Below are 20,736 nucleotides of genomic sequence, written 5' to 3'. Positions count from 1 at the left end.
ATGCTGCAGGTCGAAGCGACCGCGCTGCCGGAGGTCAGGATCATCACGCCGAAGCGGTTCGGCGACCATCGCGGCTTCTTCTCGGAGACCTATAGCCGCCAGGCCTTCGCCGAGGCCGGGATCACGCTCGATTTCGTGCAGGACAACCACTCACTCTCGGCGGCGGTCGGCACGCTGCGCGGCCTGCATTTCCAGGCGCCGCCCTTCGCGCAGGACAAGCTGATCCGCGTGCCGCGCGGCCGCATCCTCGACGTCGCTGTCGACATCCGAGCCTCCTCGCCGCATTTCGGCAAATTCGTTGCGGTCGAGCTCTCGGCGGAGAACTGGCGGCAGATGCTGGTGCCCGTCGGCTTCGCCCATGGCTTCGTCACGCTCGAGCCCGACACCGAGGTGATCTACAAGGTCAGCGCGCCCTATGCGCCTGAGCATGATCGCGGGCTCGCCTACGACGATCCGGCCATCGGCATCGACTGGGGCCTGCCGGCGGAGTGGCTGACCCTTTCCGACAAGGACCGTCGGCATCCACGCCTCGCCGAGCTGCCGCGGTATTTCGCGTGAGGGTCGTCGTCACCGGACGCGAGGGCCAGGTCGCGCGGGCGCTGGCCGAGCGCGCGAGCAGCGCGGGCGCGACGCTGATCGCGCTTGGGCGTCCCGAACTCGATCTCGAACGCCCGCAGTCGATCGCTCCGGCCCTGGCGGCGGCGCGGCCGGACATCGTCGTCAATGCCGCGGCCTACACCGCGGTCGATCATGCCGAGAGCGAGGAGGCGCAGGCCTTCGCTGTCAACGCCGCCGGTGCAGGCGCAGTCGCCGCCGCGGCGCGCGCGCTCGGCGTACCCGTGATCCAGATCTCGACCGATTATGTCTTCGACGGCTCCTCACTGCTGCCGTATCGCGAGGAGGACGCGACGGGCCCGGTATCCGCCTATGGCCGCAGCAAGCTCGCCGGCGAGCAGGCCGTGGCGGCTGCGACGCCCGACCATGCCATCCTGCGTACCGCCTGGGTCTATGCGCCCTTCGGCAAGAACTTCGTGCGCACCATGCTGCGCCTGGGCGAGGAGCGGAGCGAGGTCGCCGTCGTCGGCGACCAGACCGGCTGCCCGACCTCGGCCCTCGACATCGCTGACGCCGTGCTGTCTGTGGCCCGCAACCTCGTCGCGGGGCCGGGCGATCCAGCCCTGCGCGGTGTTTTCCACATGGCGGCACAGGGGGAGGCCGACTGGGCTTCCTTCGCGGAGGCGATCTTCGCCGAGGCGGCCGCCCATGGACGCGCGCCCGTCGCGGTGCGTCGCATCGCCACCAGCGATTATCCGACGCCGGCGCGACGGCCGGCCAACTCCCGGCTCGACGGGACGAAGCTCGCCGCGATCCATGGCGTCAGGCTGCCGCCCTGGCGCGGTTCGCTCGCCGCCTGCGTCGCGCGGCTGCTGCAGCAGGAAGCATTGGAACGGCAGCCATGAAGGGCATCATTCTCGCCGGCGGATCCGGCACGCGGCTGCACCCGATGACGCTGGCGATGTCGAAGCAGCTGCTGCCGGTCTACGACAAGCCGATGATCTACTACCCCCTGACCACGCTGATGCTGGCGGAGATCCGGGACATCCTGATCATCTCCACCCCGCACGACCTGCCGCATTTCAGGCGCCTGCTCGGGGACGGCGCGGAGTGGGGCCTGAACCTCTGCTATGCCGAGCAGCCCCATCCCGGCGGACTGGCGCAGGCCTATCAGATCGGGGCGGATTTCGTCGCAGGCCAACCCTCGGCGCTGATCCTCGGCGACAACCTGTTCTACGGGCACAACCTCACCGCGATGATGCGCGCGGCGCGCCAACGCCGGAGCGGGGCGAGCGTCTTCGCCTATCAGGTCCGCGATCCGGAACGCTACGGCGTCGTGAGCTTCGACGCCGCGGGCAAGGCCCTCTCGATCGAAGAGAAACCCAAGGCGCCGCGCTCCAACTGGGCCGTGACGGGGCTCTATTTCTACGACGCGCAGGTGGTCGAGATCGCCGCCTCGCTCGCCCCCTCGCCGCGGGGCGAACTCGAGATCACCGACGTCAACCGCGCCTATTTGGCGCGCGGCGAACTCGCCGTCGAGCGCATGGGACGCGGCTTCGCCTGGCTCGACACCGGCACGCCCGACAGCCTGCTGCAGGCGAGCGAGTTCGTCCGCACGCTCGAAAGCCGCCAGGATCTGCGCATCGCCTGCCCTGAGGAAATCGCCTGTCGCCAGGGATGGATCGATACCGCTCAGCTCGAAGTGCTGGGCTCAAGGCTCGCCAAAAGCGACTATGGACAGTATCTGCTGCGCATGGCCGCCGAGATCGCAGCTGCTCCGGGCGAGCACACCGAGATCTGACGCAGAGCGACGGCAGTACCGTTTCGAAACAGGCCAGATCATGCTGGCCTCGATCTTGCAAAACTCGCCGCTGAAGCGTGGCGGGAGGTTGCTGTGGCCGGTGGCAAGACGATCCAGGGCTTCAATTCCTGCGTGTGCGGAGCGGTGTCTGTCGTGGCGCCAACGATCATCGCGGATGATGCGCCGGTTAGCTGCGGAGGCTGTTCGCGCGTCATCGGCTCCTGGCTCGGATACAAGACGTTCGTGAGCCGGGCGATCGGGCGGGAGGCCGAGCGGCTCGACCGGCCGGCCCGGATCTGCGTCGATCCGATGCCGAGGAGCGGGATTGCAGTCACATCGCTGAGATCGGCAGCGTCTATCGGCTGACCACCGCGCGTCTCGGGTGACTTTGGCGAACCGGCTCCGCATGATAAGCGCGCGTTCCGGGACTGGTGTTTGACGGTTTGGGGGAGTGTCCGATGAAGATCGTGATGGTCGGGTCAGGTTATGTCGGGCTCGTGTCCGGCGCCTGCTTTGCGGATTTCGGCCATGAGGTCGTCTGCGTCGACAAGATGGAAAGCAAGATCGCGGCGCTGAAGCAGGGCGAAATCCCGATCTTCGAACCCGGCCTGTCGGAGCTCGTGCGCAGCAATACCGAGGCGAAGCGGCTCTCCTTTACGACCGATCTCGCGGGGCCCGTCGCCCAGGCCGATGCGGTCTTCATCGCCGTCGGTACCCCATCCCGGCGCGGCGACGGTTTCGCGGACCTGTCCTATGTCTATGCCGCGGCGCGCGAGATCGCCCATGCGCTCGACGGCTATACGGTCATCGTCACGAAATCGACGGTGCCGGTCGGCACCGGCGACGAGGTCGAGCGGATCATCCGCGAGCTGCGCCCGGACGCCGATTTCGCCGTCGTCTCCAATCCCGAGTTCCTGCGCGAGGGCGCGGCGATCGACGACTTCAAGCGCCCGGACCGGATCGTCATCGGTACCGATGATCCGCGCGCCCAGACGCTGATGGCCGATGTCTACCGGCCACTCTACCTCAACAGTGCGCCGATCCTGAACACCAGCCGCCGCACGGCCGAGCTGACCAAATACGCCGCCAACGCTTTCCTCGCGACGAAGATCACCTTCATCAACGAAATGGCGGATCTGTGCGAGCAGGTCGGCGCCAATGTGCAGGACGTGGCGCGCGGCATGGGCCTCGACAACCGCATCGGGAGCAAGTTCCTGCATGCCGGGCCGGGCTATGGCGGCTCCTGCTTCCCGAAGGACACGCTGGCGCTGATCAAAACGGCGCAGGATTACGGCACGCCCTCGCGCATCGTCGAGGCTGTCGCCTCCGTCAACGATCTGCGCAAGCGGGCGATGGCGAAGAAGGTCGTCGCGGCCTGCGGCGGCTCGGTGCGCGGCAAGACCATCGCCGTGCTCGGCCTGACCTTCAAGCCGAACACCGACGACATGCGCGATGCGCCTTCGCTGTCGATCGTCACCGCGCTGCAGGATGGCGGCGCGACCATCCGCGCCTTTGATCCGGAGGGCATGGAGCAGGCCAAGGGCATGCTGCCGGGCGGCGTCGTCTACTGCAACGACGCCTATGAATGCGTCGAGGGTGCGCATGCGGCCGTGATCGTCACCGAGTGGAACATCTTCCGCGCGCTGGATTTCCAGCGGCTCAAGGCCACCATGGCGGCGCCGGTCCTCATCGATCTGCGCAATGTCTACCGGGCCGAACAGGTCCGCGCCAAGGGTTTCACCTATGTCGATGTCGGGCGTGGTGTCCTCGCGCCCGAGGCAAGGAAGAAATATAACGCAGCCTAACTCCTATACGGTTTGCCTGAGACTTATCCCCGGCACCTCGGGGCATGCCTAGACTTCCCCTCCATCCAGCGAGGGGATCGATCATGCTTGCCTTCCATGAGGAGTATCCGCTGAATTCGGGGCGCCTGGCCCAGGCGCCGCAATTCTCCGACACCATCTATGACATCGTGCTGGCCGCCGACACGCTGCTGCGCGTGGCCATTCCCGCCGGGGCGCGCTTCGTCTCGCTCTCCTTCGACGGCGATGTCCGGGTCAAGGCGGGGCTCGTCGACACCGCGCTGACCCTGCCCGCGGCGACGGTGACCGACGGCAGCGGCAGCGCCCTCAATCCCGGGGTCAGGCGGCTGCCGGCGGCGGCGACGCATCTGTGCCTGCGGGCGGCGACCGCCTGCAAGGGCTCGCTCGAATACTGGGGCTGACCATGGTCGCACAGCCCGTCACCCTGACGCGCCGCCGGCGCGACCCGCTCGATCTGGCGCGCCTGACGCCCGCGGGCAAGCGCGCCTGGTTCGAGGCGCCGGCCTATGCCGACTTCGCGGCCATCGCCGATTTTTCGGCCGACCGCTACGCCATCACCACCGTGCCGCTCGCCGGCATTGCCGGGGCGAGCGCGGCGGCGCTGCGCGTCAAGCGGGCGGCGAGCTTCGCTGAGCTGATCGCCTTCACCTGCAACTCGGGCCCGGCGCGCTCCTATCTCGACGCGCAAGGCGTGATGCGGGCCGATCTCGCCTTGGACCAGCCGCGCTTCGACTGGACGAACGGGCGCCGGCAGCTCGCGCTCAACGGCGCCTCCGCCAATCTGCTGCTGAACAGCGCCGCTCCGGCCAGCCAGAGCCTAGCGGTGACGGCGCAGAGCTATGCGCTCTCCTTCACCGGCACGGGCAGCATCGCGCTGTCCGGCGCGTCGAGCGCCGGGCCGCTGGCGGGGGTGGGCGCCGCGAGCCGCGTCTCACTCGTCTTCACTCCGGCGGCCGGCACGCTGACGCTGACGATGAGCGGCGATGTCCGCCTCGCCCAGCTCGAGGCCAACAGCTTCGCCTCGCCCTACATCGCGACAGTCGGCGCGGCGGTGAGCCGGGCGGCGGAGACGGCCGAACTCTCGCCCGTGCTGGAGGCGCTGCTTCAACGCAGCGCCGCGACGCTCGCGGTGCGCGGCCAGAGGCTGGAGCGGAATGCAGCCCGCATTGTCGGCGTCAACGGAACCTCCTCGTTGCTGCGCGCCCAGTCGAACCGCTTGTCCGTGCTGATGGACGGTTCGGCGCAACTTGCCACAGCGGCGGGGGCCGATCTGCGCATGAGCAGCTACGCCGCCGCCTGCGCCTTCGACGGAACCGGTCGCTCCGTGGCCCGCAACGGCGTCGCGGTCGTCACCGACACGGGTTCTCCGCCGTCGAGCCGCGGCAGCGTCTATCTCGGGCGGGACGCGGCTAGCACTGCAACAGCTTATGGTGATGGCTGGTATGAATATTTGGGTATCGCGCCGACGCGGCTTTCAGAGGGTAAGATTCAAGAAATTATTTTATACTGATAGATTAATTCCCCGTAAATATTCTGTTGTTTCATAACAATTTTTATCTAATCACGGCGGCTGCACGGAGGCTGAAATCGAATTTTATCAAGACTGATGAAATGACCGCTTCGTGCTTGGCATTGCGGCAATGCCGCGCCTCATGCGGGGTTCAGCAGGGCATTGTGATAATCATGCTCGGGCGCCATCCGGCATTGTGCGATCAAACTGATCAGATCGAATGACAAATCTTTGGTAGCAAAACTCTGTTGCCCATCCTGCCTGTAGCGCTGCAGTTCCTCGTAAGCAGTCGCCGACACCAAATAGGTGCTAACTCGGCCATGGCTCTTCACGGCTATAGGTTCGCGCTGTGCTATGTCCATGTAGCGGCTGAAATTCTTGATGAGTTCGGCAGCCGTCGCTTTTGCCATTGTAAGCTCCCAAAGCTGTTCGGCAACCGACAACACCGGGTAAGCTCCGGCGTGCACCCAACCGGCCGCTGAAATAGCGCTCTTTACGATATTGTTGCCAGTCAACCTTAGCAACTGAGGTGTCGACGCCCAGCCGCTGCGTTTACCGCGCGTTCTGGAAGGCCTTCGGGCTGAAGACGGTGCGCAGCAGGATCGCGAGGTCGAGCCAGAACGACCAGTTGTCGACATACCAGTGGTCATAGGCGATGCGCCGCGCCATCTTCTCGTCGGTATCGGTTTCGCCGCGCAACCCGTTCACTTGTGCCCAGCCGGTGATCCCCGGGCGGACGTTGTGACGCCGGGCATAGAGCGCGATCTTGCGCTCGAAGGCCTGATCATGGGCGAGCGCATGCGGGCGCGGCCCGACCAGCGACATCTGCCCGGCGAGGACGTTCAGCAACTGCGGCAGCTCGTCGAGATTGGTGCGGCGCAGCATCCGGCCGACGCGGGTGACGCGCGGGTCGTCGCGCCGCGCCTGGACGATGACGCTGCCGTCGTCGGTGGTCGTCATGGTGCGGAACTTGAAGATGCGGAAGGCCTCTTGGTTGAAGCCGTAGCGCCGCTGCCGGAACAGGACCGGTCCCGGCGAATCCAGCCGGATCGCCAGTGCGATCAGCAGCAGCAATGGGGCAGACAGCAGAAGGATGGTGCCGGCGGCGACGAGATCGAAGGCGCGTTTCAGCGCAATCTCGGCCAGCGAGAGCGGGGGCCTCGTCAGGCGCAGGCTCGTGAGGCTTCCGGTGCGGACGATATGGGGCCGCTCGAAGCGGTCCATGATCTTTTCGGGCGTCAGATGGATGGCGACCGGGAGCGTCATGAACGCCGCGAGACAGGCGTCGATCGTCTCCTGGTCCGACCAGGGCAGGGCGATGAACACCGAGTCGGGGCGCTTGGCACGGCAGGTGGCGACCGCGCTGGCGAGATCGGCCGCGAGGGCGGCGGCGGGGTCGTTGATCCGCCGCGCATCGTTGCTGCGCAGGAAGGCGACGTCGATGATGGCGTAGCCGACATTCCAGGGCTGGTGGCGCGAGACGAAGGACATCACATCCGCTTCCCGCCCGATGAGGAAGACGCGCTCGCTGGTGATGCGGCCGGTCTTGCTGCCCATCGAGATGGTCCGGACCATGGCGGAGCGTGACAATGCGATGACCGGGATGCCGGCCAGATAGCTCGCGAGCACGACGCCGCGGGAATAGTGGTCGGCGATCTTCGCCAGAAACAGGATGGCGATGAAGGCGACCAGGGTGAGGTTCCAGACCGTGAAAGCCGAGGCGATCTGCCCCTTGGTCGAAAGATAGTTGGCGAGTTGGTAGCGCCCTTGCGTCGCGTTGATGAAGACGAAGATGCCGGCCAGCATCAGGGCGAGTTCGAGCGTCGCCTGATCGGCGCGGAGATCGCCATAGACCGGCAGGTGGTAGGCCAGCGAGACCAGGCCGACCATGGCCGCAATCACCGCCGCATCGGCCGCCGCCGTGATCAGCCAGAGCCAGTGGCGCAGCATGTTGGCGCGGGCGTCGCGCGCCGCAAAGGCCGTCGGTGCGATGTCGTTGACGCTCATGGGCTCGCTCACTCCGCGATGCACCGTGGCGCGCTGTGCCGCTCCGGCACAGGCTTCGCGTTTGGTGCTGTCGGAGCGCAGGGATCGCAATCGACGTACCGATGGAGGCTGGCTCAGATCAGGTCGGAATGCAGACAAATCACTGACAAACCGTCCTTTTCTCCCGCGCGGCCGCGACTTGGGCGGCGCGCGGCGGGAAGGGATGTGCCAATCCGGAACGGCACTGCATTCTGTCTTGGCGGGTCCGCTTCGGCGGGTTAGGTCTGGCGTCGACGCTTTGCAGGACCAAGCCCATGACCACCGCCGCCGCCCCATCGCAGGCTCCGCGCATCGCCCGCGGCGGCAAGGCCATCTATGGCGCGCCGCTCGGCATCCTCATGCTGGAAGCGCGCTTCCCGCGCATTCTCGGCGACATGGGCAATGGCGGGACCTGGCCGTTTCCGGTGCTCTACCGCGTCGTCGGCGGGGCGAGCCCCGACAAGGTCGTGCTGCGCGGTGCCGACGGGCTGCTGCCGGATTTCATCGCCGCGGCGCAGGATCTGGTGCGGCTCGGGGCCGAGGCGATCACCACCAATTGCGGCTTCCTCTCCCTGTTCCAGCGCGAGCTTGCGGCGGCCGTCGGCGTGCCGGTGGCGACCTCGTCGCTGATGCAGGTTCCCTGGGTGCAGGCGACGCTGCCGCCGGGCCAGCGGGTCGGCGTCGTCACCGTCTCCGCGGGGAGCCTGACGCCGGCGCATCTGGAGAAGGTCGGCGTGCCGGTCGATACGCCGGTTGCCGGGACGGAAGGCGGTCGCGAGTTCTTCCGCGTCCTGATCAAGGCCGAGAAGGACGACATGGATGTCGATCTCGCCCGGCAGGACGTTGTCAATGCGGCGCTGGATCTGGTGGCGCGGCATCCGGAGGTGGGCGCCATCGTGCTCGAATGCACGAACATGCCGCCCTATGCCGCGGCCGTGCAGGCGGCGACGGGACGGCCGGTCCACGACATCTACTCGATGATCAGCTGGTTCCATGCCGGCTTGCGGCCGCGGGTGTTCTGACGGGGGCTGCCGCACGCGGGGATAGCGGAGCGGGTTATCCCCGGTGGCTGTGTGGGGAGCAATGCTGGGCGTCGCATCCCCCGGCGCCGAGGCGGCGCCCGACCTCGCGAGGCCCCATGACCGCAACGCCGCGGCTTTCCCTGCCCCTGCTCGCCGCCGGGCAGGCGCAGAAGCACGTCACCCATAACGATGCCCTGACGCGGCTCGACGCGCTGGTGCATCTCACCGTCGACAGCCGCTCGCAGACCGTGCCGCCGGCGGTGCCGACCGAGCTCTCCGCCTGCATCATCCCGCCCGGCGCGACGGGCGTGTTCTCCGGCCGCACCGACCAGATCGCGCTGTTCGAGAATGGCGGCTGGCTCTTCCTGACGCCGCGCCCCGGCTGGCAGGCCTGGGTCGTCGATGAGGCCGAGCATAACCTCTGGACCGGCACGGAATGGCGCCGCGACAGCCCGCTCAGCAGCCTCGGCGCCAGCCTCTGGGGCGTGAACGGCACCGCCGACGTCACGACCCGCTTCGTGGTGCAGGCGCCGGCGAGCCTTTTCAACCATGACGGCGCCGGCCATCAGCTCAAGCTCAACAAGGCGGCGGCCGGCGAGACGGCGAGCCTGCTCTTCCAGGACGGCTATTCCGGCCGCGCCGAGATCGGCCTCGCCGGCGACGACGACCTGCATTGCAAGGTCAGCGCGGATGGCTCGGCCTGGGCCGAGGCGCTCACCGTCGAGCGGTCGACGGGCGAGGTCTCGCTGCCGGCGACGCCCTGGGCGAGCGGCGGCAATCTCCTGCTCAATGGCGATCTCCAGATCAATCAGCGCGGCTTCGCTGGCGGCGCTCTGGCGGCCGGCATCTATGGCTTCGACCGCTGGAAGGCGGGTCCGGCGGGCGCGACGCTTTCCGTTGCGGGTTACGACCTCACCCTCAGTGCCGGGGCGCTCGTGCAGCCGGTTGAGCCGGCGCTGTGGGGGCTCTCGTCCTTCGCCGGCCAGGCACTGACGCTGTCGGTCGAGGGGCTGTCGGGCGGGGCGCTCTCGGTCTCCGTCGGCAGCGTCTCGGGTTCGATTGCCGCGGGGGCGGGCCGGCGCAGCGTGACGCTGACGCCCGCGGCGGGCGATACCGGCGCGCTCTTGGTCAGTCTGGCGCCGGTGGGGCCTGCCGTGAGCCTGCGCCGCGTGAAGCTGGAGATCGGGCGCCGCGCCAGCACTTGGGCGGCGCGGCCGGCGACGCTCGAAGAACTGCTCTGCGCCCGCTATTTCTGGCGGCCCGAGAGTTCGCTTGCGCTCGACGCCTATCAGGCCGCGGGCGGCGCCGTGGCACAGACTCTGATCCTGCCGACGAGGATGCGCGCGACGCCGAGCGCCGCCTTCGCCGTTTCGGGCACGGTGAACGTCGCGGGTGGAAGTCCGGCGCTGACGGTGCTGTCGCGGCGGGAGGCACGCGTCTCGGTGGCGGCCTCTGCCGTCGGCCGCGTCGAGGCCACGTTCGGCAGCATCGCCTTCGACGCCGAGCTCTGAGCAGGCTCGCCTCAGTCGAGATAGATGCTTTTCACATGGGCGTTGATGGCGGCGATGTCCGGCAGCATCCCACCATTGCGCGTCCGCAGATGGCCCTCGTGCCAGTACCAGTCGTCAAAGCCGACATTCAGCCGCTGATAGCCGGCTTCCGCGAGCAGGGTGCGCATCGTCTCGCGGCGCGGCTCGACGAAATTGTGCTCGATGGTGAAGAGCGCGATGGCGTGGCGGGAGAGGTCGATCGTCCGGAGGATGTCGAGCTCCGAGCCTTCCGTGTCGAGCGAGACATAATCGAAGCCCGAGCCCGCCTGCCCATCGGCTTCGTCCATCTGGTCGAAGGTCACGGTCTCGACCGTGATCAGCCCGTTCTCGCTGATCGCCTGGCGCCGGTGCTCGGCATAGCCGTCCGACTCGGCGTATTCGGCGAGCGTGCCGATCTCCTGCGAGGGGACGAAGGACAGGAACTGGCCGCCCTCGCGATGGACGGCCCGCTCGAGGCAGGCGGCCTTGCGGCTCGCAGCGAGCCTGGCGAAGAGGATCGGGTTGGGCTCGACGAGCACACCGTTCCAGCCATGGTCGGCTTCGAGGAAGCAGGTGTTGCTATGCAGCACGCCGTCGAAGGCGCCGATCTCGGCGAAGCGCCCGCCGCGCCTTCCGCCGCACATCGCCAGCACCCAGCGCTCCTGCTCGATCTGCGAGTTCGTCGGCGTCTCGAAGGCGTCCTGCCAGGAGAGGCGGGGGGCGGGCGTCGGATCTGGCACGGTCTGTCGTCTCGCGGGGGCGGGACGGCAGCCTAGGGCAACGCGGTTGCGGATGAAACGTCTGGGCCTCGTCGTCATTGCGAGCGAAGCGAAGCAATCCAGGAAGCGTGGCGCCGGAGCTTCTGGATTGCGTCGTCGCTGCGCTCCTCGCAATGACGGCTTTCAGTGAATCTCAGGCTCGGGAATCTTCGCCGTGCCCTCGAGGTAATCGAAGTCGCAGCCCTTGTCGGCCTGGCGGATATGGGCCGCCGACATCTTGCCCCAGCCGCGGGGATAGTCGCGGTCGGGCGGCGTCCAGGCCGCGAGGCGGGCGGCGATCTCGGCATCCGTCAGGGCGACCGAGATGCTGCGCGCCTCGACATCGACGCTGATGACGTCGCCGGTCTGCACCGCGGCGAGCGGCCCCCGGATATAGGCCTCGGGCGCGACATGCAGCACGCAGGCGCCGTAGCTGGTGCCGGACATGCGGGCATCCGAGATGCGCAGCATGTCGCGTACGCCCTGCTTCAGCAGCTTCTTCGGGATCGGCATCATGCCCCATTCCGGCATGCCGGGCCCGCCGACCGGGCCGCAGTTCTTCAGCACCATGATGTGGTCGGGCGTGACGTCGAGCGCCTCGTCGTTCACCGCCTTCATCATCGCGTCGTAGTCCTCGAAAACCAGCGCGGGGCCTGAATGCTTCAGCAGGCGCGGCTCGGCGGCGGAGGGTTTGATGACGCAGCCATCGGGGGCGATGTTGCCCTTCAGCACCGCGAGACCGTTGGCGGTCGTCACCGCATTGTCGAGCGGGCGGATGACGTTGTCGTCATAGACGGTCGCGAGCGCGATGGTCTCCGAGATCGGCTTGCCGGTGACCGTCATCGCGTCGGTGTGGAGCTTGCTCTCGAGCTGTTTCAGAAGGGCCGGGAGCCCGCCGGCATAGAAGAAATCCTCCATCAGGAATTCGCCGGACGGGCGCAGGTTCGCGATCACGGGGACCTTGCGCGAGAAGGCGTCAAAATCGTCCGGTGTCAGCGAGACGCCGGCGCGCCCGGCCATGGCGATGAGGTGGATGATGGCATTGGTCGATCCGGCGACCGCCATGTGGACAGTCAGCGCGTTTTCGAAGCTCTTGCGGGTGAGGATACGGTCGGGCGTCAGATCCTCCCAGACCATCTCGACGATGCGCTTGCCGGCGGCCGCGGCCATGCGGGGATGGGCGGCGTCGGCGGCGGGAATGGCGGAGGCGCCCGGCAGCGTCAGGCCCAGCACCTCGGCATGGCTCATCATGGTGGCGGCGGTGCCCATCACCATGCAGGTGCCATGCGAACGGGCGATGCCGCTTTCCATGTCTTTCCACTGGTCGTCAGTGATGTTGCCGGCTTCCTTCTCGGCCCAGTATTTCCAGACATCGGCGCCCGAGCCCAGCACCTTGCCGGCCCAGTTGCCGCGCAGCATCGGCCCCGCCGGGACATAGATGAAGGGCAGCCCGGCGCTGCAGGCGCCCATGATCAGGGCCGGCGTGGACTTGTCGCAGCCCCCTAGCAGCACCGCGCCATCGAGCGGGTGGGAGCGGATCGATTCCTCCGTCTCCATCGCCAGGAAGTTGCGATAGAGCATAGTGGTGGGCTTCTGGTACTGCTCCGAGACCGACATCACGGGGATCTCGACCGGGAAGCCGCCCGCCGCCCAGACCGCCCGCTTCACCGCATCCGCGCGGTCGCGCAGATGGGTGTGGCAGGGGTTGATCTCCGACCAGGTGTTGATGATGCCGATGACCGGCTTTCCCATGAACTCCTCATGGGCAAACCCCATCTGCAGCGCGCGCGAGCGATGCCCGAAAGAGCGCAGATCGCTGGCGCCGAACCAGCGCTTCGAGCGCAGGGTTTCGGGCGTCTTGCGGGGATGGGTGGTCATGGCGTGTCCTCGGGTGGTTTCTTGTGTTGGCCACGTTCACCGTCATGCTCGGGCTTGTCCCGAGCATCCACGTCTTGACCGCGGGCCTCGACGCGCGAAGACGTGGATGGTCGCCACAAGGGCGACCATGACGAGGGAGTCCTACTCTGCCGCCGCGCGCTGAGTGCTCCAGCCGGAGACGATGGCGCGCAGTTGCGCCTTTTCCTCGGCGTTCAGATCCGGCAGACCGGGCAGGCGGACAGGGCCGACATTGGTGCCGAGCAGGCCGAGGGCTTCCTTGACGACGGTGACGTTGGCGCCGTTGCCGTATCTCGTGCGCAGCGTCTCGAAACCGGCGATGGCATCGACCTCGCTGCGGGCGGCGGTGTAGTCGCCCTTTTCCAGCGCATGCCAGACGGCGAGCGAGCGGTCGGGGGCGACATTGATCAGGCCAGAGGTGAAGCCGCGGGCGCCTAGCGCGTAGAAGGGCGCCGCCCATCCCTCGGCGAGGCCGCAGATCCAGTTGGCGCGCGTTCCCTGCGTAGCCCGGACGCATTCGGACAACAGCATCATGTTGGTCGAGGCGAACTTCACGCCGGCGACATTGGGATGGGTCGCCACGCGCACCAGATCCTTCACGCCGATCGCGTCGGAGCGGATATAGGCCACCAGCGGCAGCGTCAGCGCCTCGGCGATGGCGAGGATGTAGTCCGCCTGCGACTGCGGCGCGGCGAAGGGGTCGAGCGGGTGATGCACCATGACCGCATCGCAACCGGCTTTCGCTGCAAGCTTGCCGGTCGAGACGGCTTCGCGCAGCGACCGGCCGATGCCGGCGGTGACCAGCGCCTTGCCGGCGGCGGCTTCGGCCGCGACGGCATGGCTGCGCACGACCTCGTCCGTCGTCATCGGGTAAAACTCGCCGGTGTTGCCGGCAGAAACGATGTTGTGGATGCCGGCTGCGGCGATGCGCGCGACGATCTGGCCCGTCACGGCCCAATCGGCCTCGCCATCGGCGCCCCAGGCGGTGACATGCACGCCCGAAATGCCGCGCAGCGCACTGCGGACTTTATCACTCGTCATAGTCCAACCCTTCCGCGTCGGCGCCGAACACCTGCCGCACATGGGCTTTCGCCGAACGGACGATGTGGCGGCGCATTCTCTGTTCGGCGAGCGCGGGATCGCGCGCCCGCAGCGCCTCGTAAATGGAGCGATGTTCCTCGAAGCCCTGGCCGCGCTCGGACGGCTCCGAGAGCAGGGCGATGCGCTGGGCATGGTCGTACATGCGCTGCCCGTCGAGCCGGCGCTCGAGATAGCCGCAGCCGGAAATGCGGTGAATCGCGCCGTGATAGGCCTCGTTCAGGGTAACGAGGTCTTCCAGCGCGCTGTGCTGCGTCGCATGGGCCATTTCCTCGATCAGCCGCGCGATCTCCGTGAGATCGCCCTCGCTCAGGCGGTTGGCGGCGATATGGGTCATGACGCTTTCCAGCGCCGCGCGCCCCAGCGCCATCTCCAGCGCCTGGCGGGCGGAGAACTCGACGAAGACGCCGCGGCGCGCCTCGGTGCGCACCAGCCCCTCGCTCTCCAGCTTGCGGATCGCGTCCTTCACCGGCGTGGTGCTGACGCCCAGCATCTCGGCCAGATGCCGCTCGTTCAGGCGCTCGCCATTGCGGAAGCGGCCTGCGACGATCGCCCTGCGCAGCCGCTCATGCACATGCTCGCGCAGGGAGCGCAGCAGATGCGGGGCGACGGGTTCGATGGTCAGGGTCTGGGGCATCTTAAGTCCGGAGCGGGCACCAGCCCCGCGAATCCGCCGGGCGGCCCGCGGAGCCATGCTCCATCTCCGCATCACTCACCACAAAGGACAAGCGGCGACAAGTCTGAAATTTCAGATTTCAAATCTGGAATCCTGTGCTATCGGAGTCGGTAAGGATCCGATAACGGACCGCGCCGGCATCGACGTGCCGGCACCGCGACAGTCATGGGAGGACGACGGATGACGATGACACGCAGGGCCGCACTGGCCGCCGCAATTTGCCTGATGGCCGCCCCGGCCGCGCAGGCGCAAAGCGACTATCCCGGCAGCAAGGTGGTGACGATCGTGGTGCCCTTCGCGGCGGGCGGCACCACCGACCTGCTCGGGCGTGTGCTCGCCGACAGGCTGGGCGCGCGTCTCGGCGGCAAGTTCATCGTCGAGAATCGGCCGGGTGCCGGCGGCAACACCGGCGTGGCCGCGGTCGCGCGGTCGACGCCCGACGGCTACACCCTGACCATGGGCACGGTCTCGACCCATGCGATCAATCCGGCCGTCTATGCCAAGATGCCTTTCGACCACATCAAGGATTTCGCGCCGATCTCGCAGGTGGCGAGCGTGCCCAACATCCTGATGGTCAATGTCGATCTGCCGGTGAAGACGGTGCCGGAGCTGATCGATCTGCTGAAGAAGAACCCTGGCAAGTATTCCTTCGGCTCGTCCGGCGCCGGCACCTCGACCCATATGGCGGCCGAGCTCTTCAAGGTCTCGACCGGCACCGACATGGTGCATGTGCCCTATCGCTCGAGCGGGCAGGTGACGCAGGACCTTCTCTCCGGCCAGATCCAGATCACCTTCGACAATATCACCATCGCCTGGCCGCATGTCGAAGCCGGCAAGATCCGCGCGCTCGCCACCGCGACGCCTGAACGCCTCGCCGTTGCCAAGGACCTGCCGGCGCTGGCCGAGTTCATCCCGGGCTATGCCGCCGCCTCCTGGCACGGCTTCTTCGCGCCGTCGGGCGTGCCGAAGGAGATCGTCGCCAAGCTGTCCACCGAGGTCCAGGCGATCATGCGCGAGCCTGCGGTCATCGATCAGATGAAGAAGCTCGGCGTCGATCCGGTCGGCTCGACCCAGGAGCAGTTCACCGCCCATATCGCCGCCGAGACCAAGCGCTGGGCCGATGTGGCGCAGAAGGCGAATGTCCGGATCGAGTGATCGAATGAGCCAGCGTCATGGTCGGGCTTGACCCGACCATCTCGGAAACCAGCGATCTGGTCCTGAGATTCTCGGGTCAAGCCCGAGAATGACGCCCGTCCCACATCCACTGCGTCACGAGAACCGGATAGCGCCGCGATGACATCGACCACCCTCACCGACGAAAACCGCAAGAAGCTGAAGCGCGTTTCGACCGCGACGCTGACGACGGCGCTGTTCAAGCGCGGCTTCCGGAATGTCTTCATCCAGGACGTGCGGCCGCTGAGTCAGAAGGGCGAGAGCATGGTCGGGGAGGCGTTCACGCTGCGCTACATCCCGGCGCGGGAGGATCTCGATCATCTCGGCACCTTCGAGGGGACGCAGCATCCGCAGCGCCGCGCGGTCGAGGACTGCCCGCCTGGCCATGTCATGGTGATCGACTCGCGCAAGGATCCGCGCGCGGCCTCGGCCGGTGGCATCCTCGTGTCGCGGCTGATGCAACGCGGCGTCGCCGGCATCGTGACCGATGGCGGCTTCCGGGACTCGCCCGAGATCGCGGCGATGGCGATCCCGGCCTATCACAACCGCCCGAGCGCGCCGACCAACCTGATCCGTCACCACGCGCTCGACATCAACGCGCCGATCGCCTGCGGCGACGTCGCCGTCTATCCGGGAGACATCATCGTCGGCGACGGCGAGGGAGTCTGCGTCATCCCCGCCCATCTCGCCAACGAGATCGCGCCCGAGGTCTATGAGCAGACGGCTTACGAGGATTTCGTTGCGGAACGCGTGCGCGGCGGGCAGGGCATCTTCGGGCTCTATCCCGCGAACGAGCAGACCAAGAGCGAGTTCGCCGCGTGGCGGCCCGGCTGGTCCTGACCGCCGCAGCGCCGCTCCGCCGGCACATCACCAGACAAGACGGCGAAGCCGGCCGTGACACGGGCTGAATCGGGACGGTGCCGAGCGGCGCGTCCCGCCACGACCATCATTGCCAAAAATCTGGGGGGACATCATGGTTGAAGCGTCGCGTCGTCAATGGCTTGCGGGCGGCCTCGCCGCTGCCGGCTCCGCACTGGCCGGACCGGCACTCGGACAGGCCTTTCCGTTCAAGCCGAACCAGCGCTACCCCGATCCGTCGGTCGAGATCCTCGATCCGAGTTTCGCGAAGTATCGCATCTATTCGAGCACGATCGAGCAGGTCGCGACCGGCATGCGCTGGGCCGAGGGACCGGTTTATTTCCCGGCAGGGCGTTATGTCCTCGTCAGCGACATCCCCAACAACCGGATCATGAAGTACGACGAGGTGAAGAACAGCTTCACCGTCTTCCGCGAGAACGCCAATTTCGCCAACGGCAATGCGCGCGACCGGCAGGGCCGGCTCGTCACCTGCGAGCACTCCGTCACGCGCCGGGTCACCCGCACCGAGACGAACGGCAAGATCACCGTTCTGGCCGACCGCTTCGAGGGCAAGCGGCTGAACGCGCCCAACGACGTCGTCGTGAAGTCCGACCACACGATCTGGTTTACCGATCCGCTCTTCGGCATCAATGGCGAGTGGGAAGGGTCGCGCGCCAAGCCCGAGCAGGCTACCACCAATGTCTACCGCATCGGCACGGACGGGAAACTGACGGCGGTCGTCACCGATCTGCTCAATCCCAACGGTCTGGCCTTCTCGCCCGACGAGAAGAAGCTCTACGTGGTGGAGTGGCGCGGCACGCCCAACCGCAGCATCTGGAGCTTCGACATCGACGCGCAGGGCAAGGCCTCGAACAAGACAAAGGTCGTCGACGCGGCCGATTTCGGGGCGCTCGACGGCTTCAGGGTCGATCGCGACGGCAATCTCTGGTGCGGCTATGGCAGCAACGGCGCCCTCAATGCGGAACCGACCGATATGGGCGGGCGCAAGGTCTTCACGCTGCGCGGGAAGCCCGAGGATCTCGACGGCGTCATGGTGTTCAGCCCGGCCGGCAAGCCGCTCGCCTTCATCCGCCTGCCCGAACGCTGCGCCAATCTCTGCTTCGGCGGCCCCAAGGGCAACCGCCTCTATATGGCGAGCAGCCATTCGCTCTATGCGCTCTACGTCGAAGCGCACGGAGCCGTCTGACAGACGAGAGCGGTGCAACTTGAGCGATTGACGCAGCGTCATCGTTAACCGCTGCTTGAGATGTCTTTTCTAATGTCGCCTCCCGGATGCGCGCTGGAGGCGAGCGTGGACGCGACGAAATGGGCCTGCCGGTCATGACAGCGCAAGCGACATGGCCGGCACGCTACAATGACTGGGTGAACCGCCGGCTCGGCATCGTCCCGCTCGACGAGGCCGATGCCGCGGCGCTGCGCCGCGCGCAGGGCGAGCAATTCGCCCGGGTGCTTCCGGCCATCCTGTTGTCCAACCTGCTGTCGGCCGTACTGGTCGCGATCACGGCCATGGTGCATGGCTGGCTCTGGTTTCCCCTGTTCTGGAGCGCCTCCGTCGTCGCTATCGGCGTGCTCGGTATCCTGCGGATCACGCGGATCCGCGAGCGGGCGCGAGAAGAAAGTCCGTCCGCCAAGTTCAACGACCGGATCCTGATCGACTCAGCCCTGATGGCCGCGCCCTGGCTGGTGATGGCGATCGTCTTCAATCCGACCCGCGTTCCCGAAATGGAGGTGCTGACCGCGACGCTGCTGGCGGGGCTGGTCTGCGCCGGCACCTTCACCATGGCGAGCATGCCGTCGGCCGCGCTGCTCTTCGCAGGCCTGATCCTGGGCGCGCGCATCCTCCATATCGCCCTGTCGCCGCTCGACCATGCGGTCGAGAACCTGACCTTCCAGTGGATCTATGGTTCGGTGATGCTGGTTTCGCTGCGCAGCATGGCACAGCTCTTCATCGACCGGGTTCGCGCTATCGGCAGCGCGCAGGCTCTGGGGCTCGACGCGCAGGCCCAGGCGCGCTTCGAGGAGGCGCGGCGCGAGGATGTCGAACGCCAGGCCGACGCCTTCCGGCGCGAGATCGGGGCGATTCTCAAGCCGGTGTTCCAGTCGGTGGTCCACATGAACAGCGCCGCCGAGCAGCTCGTCGCCATCTCCCAGCGTTCGCAGGAGAAGCTCGGCGGCATGCTGAAGCAGGTGGGCGAGGCCAGCGACGACATCTCATCGGTCGAGGCCTGCTCGCGACGGCTGACCGACACCATCGCGCTGATTCGCACCGAAGCCGACCGGACGACGCAGCTGGTGCGGACCGCAGCGTCGGACGTGGCAGCGTCGGTCGCGATCAAGGAGCAGCTGACGCGATCGGTGCGGGATATCGGCGAGGTCTCGGAGCTGATCCGCGAGATTGCCGCCCAGACCAACCTGCTCGCGCTGAACGCAACCATCGAGGCCGCGCGCGCCGGCGTCGCGGGGCGCGGCTTCGCCGTGGTCGCGACCGAGGTGAAGAGCCTGGCCGAGCGCACGGAGGCGGCGACGCAGGAGATCTCGGAGCGGATCGAAGAGGTGCGCGCCTCGACCGAGCGTTCGCTGGCGGCGGTGATGAACATCAGCGTCTCCACCGATGCCATTGTCGGGGCCACTGGCGGGATCGTGCTCGCCGTCGACCAGCAGGCCGAGGCCATCCGCACCATGGTCGATCTGCTCAGCCGGGCGGTCAAGGAAACCCAGCGCGCCGCGAACGCGATCGATCTCGTCGCGGCCGATGCCGCCCTGACGATGGACAATGGCCGGCAGGTCTCGGAAGCCGCAGCCGGGGTCGACGGCTCGGCCCGTCGGCTGGATGATTCGGTGGCGCGTTTCTCGCGACAGGTCGTCGGCGGCTGATCAGCTCCCGCTGACGCCGTAGAAGTCGCGGTACCAGGCAACGAAGCGCGCGATGCCGGTCTCGATCGGTGTGTCGGGTCGGAAGTCGACCCGCGCCATCAGGTCGGAAACGTCGGCATAGGTCGCCCGCACGTCGCCCGGCTGCATCGGCAGATGTGTCTTGATCGCGGCCTTGCCGCAGGCGGCCTCGATCACCGCGATGAAGCGGTCGAGGCGGACGGGCGTGTGGTTGCCGATGTTGTAGATCCGCCAGGGCGCTGCGGCGGTTGCGGGGTCCGCCGTCGCGCCCGCTTCATCGGGAGCGGGCGGCAGCGCCGTCAGCCGGACGATCGCCTCGCTGATGTCGTCGACATAGGTGAAGTCGCGGCTCATCTCGGCCTCGGCATAGACCTCGATCGGCCGGCCTTCGAGGATCGCCTTGGTGAACTTGAAATAGGCCATGTCCGGCCGGCCCCAGGGGCCGTAGACAGTGAAGAACCGCAGGCCAGTGGCCGGAATGCCGTAGAGCTGGGCGTAGCTGTGGGCCATCAGCTCGTTGGCGCGCTTGGTCGCAGCGTAGAGCGACACCGGGTGGTCGGCCCCGTCATGCTCGCTGAACGGCACCTTGGCGTTTGCGCCATAGACGGAACTCGACGAGGCATAGACCAGATGCGCGACGGGGTGAGCCCGGCAGGCCTCCAGGACCGAGAGAAACCCGTCCAGATTGGAGTGGGCATAGGCGCGCGGGTTGTCGAGCGAGTAGCGCACCCCCGCCTGGGCCGCGAGATGGATCACCGCCTCCGGGCGGAAGGCAGCGAAGGCTGCCAGCAGCCCGTCATAGTCTGCGATGTCGAGCGGCTGGAAGGAAAAGCCGGCACGCGGCAGCAGGCGGTCGAGCCGCGCCTGCTTGAGGGCTGGGTCGTAATAGGGCGTCAGATTGTCGATGCCGAGAACCTCGACGCCGCGGGCGACCAGAGCCTGCGTGACGTGGAAGCCGACGAAACCGGCCGCGCCGGTCAACAGGACGCGCCGGGGTGAAGCCGTGGTCATCGTGCCCGTTCCGCCCTGTCGGGGAGTGAACGGGAGCGCCGCAATCGCCGCTCCCACTCTGGGCGAACCCAATGTTTCAGATCGCCCG

General features: G+C 67.3%; 20 protein-coding genes. 13 read left to right on the top strand and 7 right to left on the bottom strand.

Going from position 1 to position 20,736, the window contains the following annotated elements:
• From rfbC to ACFPN9_RS02295, 7 genes are all read left to right on the top strand, one after another.
• A complete protein-coding gene (rfbC, locus tag ACFPN9_RS02325; RefSeq protein ID WP_066725523.1) occupies nucleotides 1–558 on the top strand; it encodes a dTDP-4-dehydrorhamnose 3,5-epimerase in 558 nt (185 codons plus the stop codon).
• A complete protein-coding gene (gene rfbD / locus ACFPN9_RS02320) occupies nucleotides 555–1,460 on the top strand; it encodes a dTDP-4-dehydrorhamnose reductase (protein WP_066725525.1) in 906 nt (301 codons plus the stop codon). Before rfbC ends, rfbD begins: the two co-directional genes overlap by 4 nt.
• On the top strand, nucleotides 1,457–2,356 hold the full coding sequence (gene rfbA, locus ACFPN9_RS02315; RefSeq protein WP_066725528.1) for a glucose-1-phosphate thymidylyltransferase RfbA: 900 nt from the start codon (nucleotides 1,457–1,459) through the stop codon (nucleotides 2,354–2,356). The genes rfbD and rfbA overlap by 4 nt, the downstream gene beginning before the upstream one ends.
• A gap of 93 nt (nucleotides 2,357–2,449) precedes the next feature.
• Entirely contained in the window at nucleotides 2,450–2,722 is a 273-nt protein-coding gene (locus ACFPN9_RS02310) for a hypothetical protein (RefSeq protein ID WP_066725530.1), read from the top strand.
• A 92-nt stretch (nucleotides 2,723–2,814) separates the two neighbouring features.
• Nucleotides 2,815–4,161 (top strand): UDP-glucose dehydrogenase family protein, encoded by a 1,347-nt coding sequence (locus tag ACFPN9_RS02305; protein ID WP_066725533.1) that lies wholly within the window; start codon nucleotides 2,815–2,817, stop codon nucleotides 4,159–4,161.
• An 83-nt stretch (nucleotides 4,162–4,244) separates the two neighbouring features.
• Nucleotides 4,245–4,580, top strand: coding sequence for a hypothetical protein (locus tag ACFPN9_RS02300; protein WP_192644404.1), 336 nt, complete (start codon nucleotides 4,245–4,247; stop codon nucleotides 4,578–4,580).
• A gap of 2 nt (nucleotides 4,581–4,582) precedes the next feature.
• Nucleotides 4,583–5,689 (top strand): hypothetical protein, encoded by a 1,107-nt coding sequence (locus ACFPN9_RS02295; RefSeq protein ID WP_066725539.1) that lies wholly within the window; start codon nucleotides 4,583–4,585, stop codon nucleotides 5,687–5,689.
• A 140-nt stretch (nucleotides 5,690–5,829) separates the two neighbouring features.
• On the opposite strand, the gene ACFPN9_RS02290 is transcribed toward ACFPN9_RS02295, so the two are convergent.
• The gene (locus tag ACFPN9_RS02290; protein WP_197426715.1) at nucleotides 5,830–6,204 is read right to left on the bottom strand and encodes a type II toxin-antitoxin system Phd/YefM family antitoxin; all 375 of its coding nucleotides are present in this window, start codon (nucleotides 6,202–6,204) and stop codon (nucleotides 5,830–5,832) included.
• Between the two features lie 37 nt (nucleotides 6,205–6,241).
• On the bottom strand, nucleotides 6,242–7,696 hold the full coding sequence (locus ACFPN9_RS02285; protein WP_066725544.1) for an undecaprenyl-phosphate glucose phosphotransferase: 1,455 nt from the start codon (nucleotides 7,694–7,696) through the stop codon (nucleotides 6,242–6,244).
• Between the two features lie 293 nt (nucleotides 7,697–7,989).
• Here ACFPN9_RS02285 and ACFPN9_RS02280 point away from each other — a divergent pair, with 293 nt between their 5' ends.
• Nucleotides 7,990–8,736: an aspartate/glutamate racemase family protein gene (locus ACFPN9_RS02280; protein ID WP_066725547.1), complete on the top strand. Its 747-nt coding sequence runs from the start codon at nucleotides 7,990–7,992 to the stop codon at nucleotides 8,734–8,736.
• 116 nt (nucleotides 8,737–8,852) lie between these two features.
• Nucleotides 8,853–10,247 carry a DUF2793 domain-containing protein gene (locus ACFPN9_RS02275; RefSeq protein WP_066725550.1) on the top strand — a complete coding sequence of 465 codons (1,395 nt, stop codon included), beginning with the start codon at nucleotides 8,853–8,855 and terminating at the stop codon, nucleotides 10,245–10,247.
• Nucleotides 10,248–10,258: 11 nt separating this feature from the next.
• Here ACFPN9_RS02275 and ACFPN9_RS02270 read toward each other — a convergent pair whose 3' ends face one another.
• The 4 genes from ACFPN9_RS02270 to ACFPN9_RS02255 form a co-directional block, all read right to left on the bottom strand.
• On the bottom strand, nucleotides 10,259–11,005 hold the full coding sequence (locus tag ACFPN9_RS02270) for an FkbM family methyltransferase (RefSeq protein ID WP_066725553.1): 747 nt from the start codon (nucleotides 11,003–11,005) through the stop codon (nucleotides 10,259–10,261).
• A 162-nt stretch (nucleotides 11,006–11,167) separates the two neighbouring features.
• On the bottom strand, nucleotides 11,168–12,901 hold the full coding sequence (gene araD, locus ACFPN9_RS02265; protein WP_066725556.1) for an L-arabinonate dehydratase: 1,734 nt from the start codon (nucleotides 12,899–12,901) through the stop codon (nucleotides 11,168–11,170).
• Nucleotides 12,902–13,042: 141 nt separating this feature from the next.
• Nucleotides 13,043–13,960 (bottom strand): dihydrodipicolinate synthase family protein, encoded by a 918-nt coding sequence (locus ACFPN9_RS02260; RefSeq protein ID WP_066725559.1) that lies wholly within the window; start codon nucleotides 13,958–13,960, stop codon nucleotides 13,043–13,045.
• Nucleotides 13,950–14,654 (bottom strand): GntR family transcriptional regulator, encoded by a 705-nt coding sequence (locus ACFPN9_RS02255; RefSeq protein ID WP_245282429.1) that lies wholly within the window; start codon nucleotides 14,652–14,654, stop codon nucleotides 13,950–13,952. The genes ACFPN9_RS02260 and ACFPN9_RS02255 overlap by 11 nt, the downstream gene beginning before the upstream one ends.
• Nucleotides 14,655–14,873: 219 nt before the next feature.
• Between ACFPN9_RS02255 and ACFPN9_RS02250 the strand changes: the two genes are divergently transcribed.
• The 4 genes from ACFPN9_RS02250 (at nucleotide 14,874) to ACFPN9_RS02235 (ending at nucleotide 19,619) form a co-directional block, all read left to right on the top strand.
• Complete coding sequence (locus ACFPN9_RS02250; RefSeq protein WP_066725562.1) at nucleotides 14,874–15,848, top strand: Bug family tripartite tricarboxylate transporter substrate binding protein; 975 nt, start codon at nucleotides 14,874–14,876, stop codon at nucleotides 15,846–15,848.
• 138 nt (nucleotides 15,849–15,986) lie between these two features.
• Nucleotides 15,987–16,706: a ribonuclease activity regulator RraA gene (locus tag ACFPN9_RS02245; protein WP_066725566.1), complete on the top strand. Its 720-nt coding sequence runs from the start codon at nucleotides 15,987–15,989 to the stop codon at nucleotides 16,704–16,706.
• Between the two features lie 133 nt (nucleotides 16,707–16,839).
• A complete protein-coding gene (locus ACFPN9_RS02240; RefSeq protein WP_066725568.1) occupies nucleotides 16,840–17,931 on the top strand; it encodes an SMP-30/gluconolactonase/LRE family protein in 1,092 nt (363 codons plus the stop codon).
• A 134-nt stretch (nucleotides 17,932–18,065) separates the two neighbouring features.
• A complete protein-coding gene (locus ACFPN9_RS02235) occupies nucleotides 18,066–19,619 on the top strand; it encodes a methyl-accepting chemotaxis protein (RefSeq protein WP_197426716.1) in 1,554 nt (517 codons plus the stop codon).
• Here ACFPN9_RS02235 and ACFPN9_RS02230 read toward each other — a convergent pair whose 3' ends face one another.
• Nucleotides 19,620–20,648: an NAD-dependent epimerase gene (locus ACFPN9_RS02230; protein WP_066725574.1), complete on the bottom strand. Its 1,029-nt coding sequence runs from the start codon at nucleotides 20,646–20,648 to the stop codon at nucleotides 19,620–19,622.
• Nucleotides 20,649–20,736 lie beyond the last annotated feature (88 nt).

Origin of the sequence: Allobosea massiliensis (assembly GCF_042655245.1) — a bacterium.
GTDB classification, from domain to species: Bacteria; Pseudomonadota; Alphaproteobacteria; order Rhizobiales; family Beijerinckiaceae; genus Allobosea; species Allobosea massiliensis.
This window is presented reverse-complemented; position numbering and strand designations above follow the sequence as displayed.